This is a genomic window from Actinomycetota bacterium (assembly GCA_036280995.1).
GTDB lineage: Bacteria > Actinomycetota > CALGFH01 > CALGFH01 > CALGFH01 > CALGFH01.
This window is the reverse complement of sequence record DASUPQ010000927.1, coordinates 1-4,445: the sequence shown is the minus strand read 5'-3', so window position 1 is coordinate 4,445 and position 4,445 is coordinate 1. Positions and strand designations below refer to the sequence as shown.

At 74.9% G+C, this 4,445-nt stretch carries 8 protein-coding genes; 3 read left to right on the top strand and 5 right to left on the bottom strand.

Translation table 11 applies throughout. From position 1 onward, the window contains the following. Positions 1 to 196: 196 nt before the first annotated feature. The 4 genes from VF468_30965 to VF468_30950 form a co-directional block, all read right to left on the bottom strand. Entirely contained in the window at positions 197 to 367 is a 171-nt protein-coding gene (locus tag VF468_30965) for a hypothetical protein (protein ID HEX5882707.1), read from the bottom strand. Positions 368 to 444: 77 nt separating this feature from the next. Then, positions 445 to 1,434 (bottom strand): manganese catalase family protein, encoded by a 990-nt coding sequence (locus VF468_30960; protein ID HEX5882706.1) that lies wholly within the window; start codon positions 1,432 to 1,434, stop codon positions 445 to 447. A gap of 91 nt (positions 1,435 to 1,525) precedes the next feature. Then, positions 1,526 to 1,747: a hypothetical protein gene (locus VF468_30955; protein HEX5882705.1), complete on the bottom strand. Its 222-nt coding sequence runs from the start codon at positions 1,745 to 1,747 to the stop codon at positions 1,526 to 1,528. A gap of 36 nt (positions 1,748 to 1,783) precedes the next feature. Continuing rightward, the gene (locus VF468_30950; GenBank protein ID HEX5882704.1) at positions 1,784 to 2,479 is read right to left on the bottom strand and encodes a BTAD domain-containing putative transcriptional regulator; all 696 of its coding nucleotides are present in this window, start codon (positions 2,477 to 2,479) and stop codon (positions 1,784 to 1,786) included. A gap of 172 nt (positions 2,480 to 2,651) precedes the next feature. On the opposite strand from VF468_30950, the gene VF468_30945 reads away from it, so the two are divergent. From VF468_30945 to VF468_30935, 3 genes are all read left to right on the top strand, one after another. Then, complete coding sequence (locus VF468_30945) at positions 2,652 to 2,882, top strand: hypothetical protein (GenBank protein ID HEX5882703.1); 231 nt, start codon at positions 2,652 to 2,654, stop codon at positions 2,880 to 2,882. Next, positions 2,869 to 3,369, top strand: coding sequence for an FAD-dependent monooxygenase (locus VF468_30940; GenBank protein ID HEX5882702.1), 501 nt, complete (start codon positions 2,869 to 2,871; stop codon positions 3,367 to 3,369). The genes VF468_30945 and VF468_30940 overlap by 14 nt, the downstream gene beginning before the upstream one ends. Before the next feature lie 70 nt (positions 3,370 to 3,439). Continuing rightward, the gene (locus VF468_30935; GenBank protein ID HEX5882701.1) at positions 3,440 to 4,129 is read left to right on the top strand and encodes a hypothetical protein; all 690 of its coding nucleotides are present in this window, start codon (positions 3,440 to 3,442) and stop codon (positions 4,127 to 4,129) included. A 92-nt stretch (positions 4,130 to 4,221) separates the two neighbouring features. Here the strand turns inward: VF468_30935 and VF468_30930 are convergent. Then, on the bottom strand, positions 4,222 to 4,445 hold a 224-nt coding region (locus VF468_30930), incomplete at its 5' end, for a sigma-70 family RNA polymerase sigma factor (protein HEX5882700.1).

Here is a 4,445-nt window from a genome sequence, read left to right as displayed (position 1 = left end):
CCCACAGCAGCGAGTAGCCGAAGCGGCTGCCCGCGGCGAGGTCGGTGCCCCAGTTGCCCGGGTCCATGTAGCCGATGGAGACCAGGAAGGCCGGCCCGGCGAAGGCGGCGGCGGCGCGGAGGCCCGCCTCCGGCCGCCGGTGCTGGCCCGCCGGGGCCCGGCAGCGGCCGGACGGTGTCGAGCAGGGCGGGGTTGTTCACGACCATGGGCCGGCTCCTTGGCGGGCGCCGCGCAGGGCGGCCAGGCGGGCGGCGGTGACGGCGAGCACGGCCAGGCCGGCGAGGCGCTGGCCGGGCCCGCCCAGCAGCAGGGCCAGGACGGCGCCGGCGACGTAGACGACGGTGACGAGCACGGTGGCGGCGGCCATGGATCGCTCCTCGGGGGACGGGTCGGAAGGCAGGGGCACGGCCGAGGAGGCGCCCCCGGCCGTGCCCCTGGACGGGATCAGGTGAGCTTGTCCTTGACCTTGTCGGTCAGGCCGGCTCCCGACCCTGGGGCGCCGGTGGCCCCGCCGGGGGTGACGGCCAGCTCCATCTCCGCGGTCGCCTGGACCAGCTCCAGCAGGGCCGGGTCGAGGCCGGGGGAGAACTCCTCGAACCGCTCCCGGGCCACCGGGACCGGGAACCCCTCGGGGGCGTCGGGCACCGACAGGGTGGTGCCGTCGTTCATCGGGGAGGGGCCTTGGAAGATCTTGGCCAGCTCGGAGAGGCCGTCGAGCCCGAAGTGGGGCTGCTGGGCCTGCAACCCGAGGTCGAGCAGCTTCTTGACCTCCGGGAACTTCTCGGCGTGGGTCTTGGGGATGGGCAGGGTGTTGCCCCAGTTCACCCCGAGGGTCTCGAGCGCCTTGGCGTAGGCGTTCTCGTGGGCCTGGTCGCGGACGATCAGGTAGGCGATGGTGGTGCGGGCCGTCTTGTTGGCCGTCATCTCGTACAGGCGGCACTTCTGCAGCCGCCCCGTCGACTCGAGCATCAGGTTGTAGAGCAGGTCGAGCACCAGGTTGCCGCTGTTGTAGACGTACGAGCCCGACCAGGGATTGCCGGCCGCGTCCACCGGCAGGGCCCCCTGGGCGCCCACCAGGTAGTGGTGGATGTTGCTCTGGTGGAGGGCGATCTCCAGCGGGGTCTTGCCGCCGGCGGCGGGCTTGTCCAGCGGGTCGCTGGCCTTGCCCTGGTAGCGGGGTGATCCGTCCAGCAGATTGCTGATGGTGGTGGCCATCAGCTCGACGTGGCTGATCTCCTCGGTCCCGATCGCGTACATGAGGTCGCGGTACGGCTTGGCGTTGCCGCGGAAATTGAAGCTCTGGAACAGGTACTGCATCATCGTCCGCATCTCGCCGAACTGGCCGCCCAGCCCCTCCTGCAGGGCGTTGGCGGCGGCCGGGTCCGGCTCGTCGGGGACGATCTCGTTGATGAGCCGCTGGACGTTGTAGAACACGTTCCCTCCTCGGGGGTTGGCGGAGCCGTTGGCTGTGGGGCCCACGCGGCGCAGGCTGGGCGGCGGTCGTCACCGCCGCGTCACGGCGGCATCACCGCTCCGGGGCGTCCAGGAACCGCTCCAGCCAGGCCTCCACCGCGTCGCGGACACCGGCCACGCCAGCCGCCGTGGCCAGGGTCGTGGGCGCCTCGCCGAGGTCGGTGGCCTGGATGAGGCGGGCCCGGAGGCTGGCGGGCGCGTCCTGCTCCAGCCAGACGCGGATGACCAGGACGCCGGTCCGCTCGGGAACGGGACGGTCGCGGGACGGTGACATGGCCCGGGAAGGTGGCCTCCGGCCGTCACCGCCGCGTCACCGCAGCAGCGGACGGACGAGCTCGCGGATGGCGGCCGACGGCTCGATCGCGAGCTCGCCGGCGAGCAGGCGGCGGTACAGGTGGTACTGGCGGACCGCCTCGCCCGGGTTGCCCTCGGCGAGGTGCGCCTGGATGAGGGTGCGGTGGGCGCTCTCGCGCAGCGGCTCGCCCGCCACCGCGGCCAGCCCGGCCTGCACGGCGGCCCCGAACCGTCCCGCCTGCATCAGCCGCCGGCACAGCGCCTCCAGGGCGTGCAGGCGCAGCTGCCGGAAGCGCTCGCGCTCCAGCACCACCCAGTCCTCGTACCAGTCGGGGAGCAGGTCCCTGGCCAGGGACGAAGGGTCCACGTCAGGTCCGGGCAGGCCGGCCGGGGACTCCAGCCTCTGCGCTCGGGCGGCCAGCTCGTGGACGTCGACGTCCAGGTCGCGGGCCAGGCGCAGATGGGTCGGGGAGGCCTCGACCACGGCCACCCCGCCCGGCTGGGGGAGCCGCCACAAGGCCGAGCGGAGGCTGGCCCCGGCCCGCTCCTCGGTGGCGTCGAGCCAGAGCGTGCCCGCGACCCAGAGCCGCTCCAGCGGCCGGGCCTGGAGCGCGAGCAGGGCCAGCAGGCGCTGCCCGCTGCGGGACACGGCCACGTCATGGCCGGCGCAGCGGAGCTCGAACCCGCCGAGCAGCGACAGTCGGCGTGCCATCGTTCCTGCCGGGATGCCAGGCGGGGCGAGGTCAGGGTCCCGCGGGCGAACGGCGGCCGTCTAGCACCACAGCTGCGGCCAGAAACCCGCGAAACCGCAGCGGATCGTCAGCGCCACGTCAGCGCGGCCGCGCATGGTGCAGGTGACCACCGTTCCACGAAGGGGAGTTCCCATGAGCCACCTGATCGCCAGCACCGCGACCCGGGCCCCGGCCTTCCGGGACCAGGCCGGCACCGACCCCGCCGACGCCGGCCAGGCCGACCTCGGCCGCGAGCGGCCGTCCAGGCTGTGGGTGATGCTCGAGGCGCTCGCCTACGCCGGCGCCTACATCGACCCGTCCGGGATCATGGCCGTCCAGCGCCTCCGCCAGGCCCAGGAGGAGGAGCGCAATGGCCGCCGCTGACCGGGCGCGCGACGTCCCGGTGGTGGTCGCCGGGGCCGGGCCGGCCGGCCTGGTCGCGGCGGTCACCCTGGCCCGCCACGGGGTCGGCTCGCTGCTGGTGGAGCGCAACCCGGCCCTGGAAGGCCCCGCCCCGGACGGCTCCGAGGCGCTGACCGAGGACCTCAACGGGCGCCTGCCCCACGCCTGGCTCCCCGGCGGCAACGGCCACCGGCGCTCCACCCTCGACCTCCTCGGCCCCGGCCTGACCCTGCTCACCGGCCCCGCCGCCCCGGCCTGGGCCGGCGACCACGCCACCCCGTTCCCCCTTGAGGTCCACACCCTCGACTCCGGGACCGCGGACGTCCTCGGCGTCGGCGCCGCCGGCGCCGTCCTGGTCCGCCCGGACGCCCAGGTGGTCACCTGCTGGCCGGCGGCGCCACCCGACCCGCGGGCCGCGCTGGCCGCGGCCGTGCCCTGGTCGGCCGAGCCGGCGGGGTCCCGGCGCTGAGGTGCCGTTCGCCCCTGTCCGGCGCCGCGGCCGCCCGCGACCATGGCGCTGAGGACGGAGGTGTGGCCAGGTGGACCACCCGGCGCCGGAGGCCGGCATCGACCTGTACTGGCTCCCGCTGGGCGCGGGCGGCCGGTTCGTGCGCCTGAACGGCCAGATCTACGAGGCGGTCCACGCCCTCCTGGAGCGGCGGCGCCCGCTCGACCTCTACCACTCCGCCCTCGAGGTGCGCCTCCCCGAGGGACGCTTCGTCATCGAGAACTCCTGGCCCATCCCGGACGCCGACGGCCGGTCGCGCGGCGTGGTCGTCGAGGGCCCGGTCGCCAGCCGCCGCCTGGCCCGCCTCCGCGCCTTCCGCTACGAGGTCCGCCGCTGGCGGGACGGCGTCATCCCCGACCTGGCCGAGGCGGTCGCCAGCCCCCAGTCCCTCAGCGACGACCCCCACCAGGCCCGCTGCCTCCTCGACCTGGTCGCCTCCCTCCCCACCCCGGCCTGGGGCCGGGACGAGCTCGCCACCGGCGAGATGTGGAACTCCAACTCGGTCGTCGCCTGGCTCCTCACCCGCACCGGCCTCCCCATCGACGCCATCCACCCCCCCACCGGCGGCCGCGCCCCCGGCTGGCACGCCGGCATCGTCACCGCCCGCCGCTGGGATGACCGACCGGTGCTGGAGGTCGTCGGCGGTCATCCTCCCCGGCGGGGCCGGGCTGGTCAGCTCCGGAGGTGGGCGAGGACGGACGCGGCGTGGCCGTCGGCCTGACGTTGTGCCAGGCCCGCTCGACCCGGGAGCCGGACGGCCGTGACGACTCGCGGTGAGCGCGTCGGTCGTCCTGGCGATGCCACGGTGATTCTCTACTGATGATCCGACGCAAGGAGTTGGCCAAGCCGGCGGAGGCCCCGAAATGTGCGTGCCTTGACCGTTCCGAGAGGAATGTCCAGCTGGGCGGCGATCTGGGCCTGGGTGCAGTCGCCGAAGTAGGCCAGCCTCAGTACCTCGCGCTGCTCGTCAGGCAGGCGGCTGAGCGCGTCGCGGACCTCGCTCGCCCGCACGTAACGCTCGGCCAGCTCTCGGCCGT

Coding starts and splice junctions, on each gene's coding strand:
- VF468_30965 (HEX5882707.1), bottom strand. CDS start 367: ATGGCCGCCGCCACCGTGCTCGTCACCGTCGTCTACGTCGCCGGCGCC.
- VF468_30955 (HEX5882705.1), bottom strand. CDS start 1,747: ATGTCACCGTCCCGCGACCGTCCCGTTCCCGAGCGGACCGGCGTCCTG.
- VF468_30950 (HEX5882704.1), bottom strand. CDS start 2,479: ATGGCACGCCGACTGTCGCTGCTCGGCGGGTTCGAGCTCCGCTGCGCC.
- VF468_30945 (HEX5882703.1), top strand. CDS start 2,652: ATGAGCCACCTGATCGCCAGCACCGCGACCCGGGCCCCGGCCTTCCGG.
- VF468_30940 (HEX5882702.1), top strand. CDS start 2,869: ATGGCCGCCGCTGACCGGGCGCGCGACGTCCCGGTGGTGGTCGCCGGG.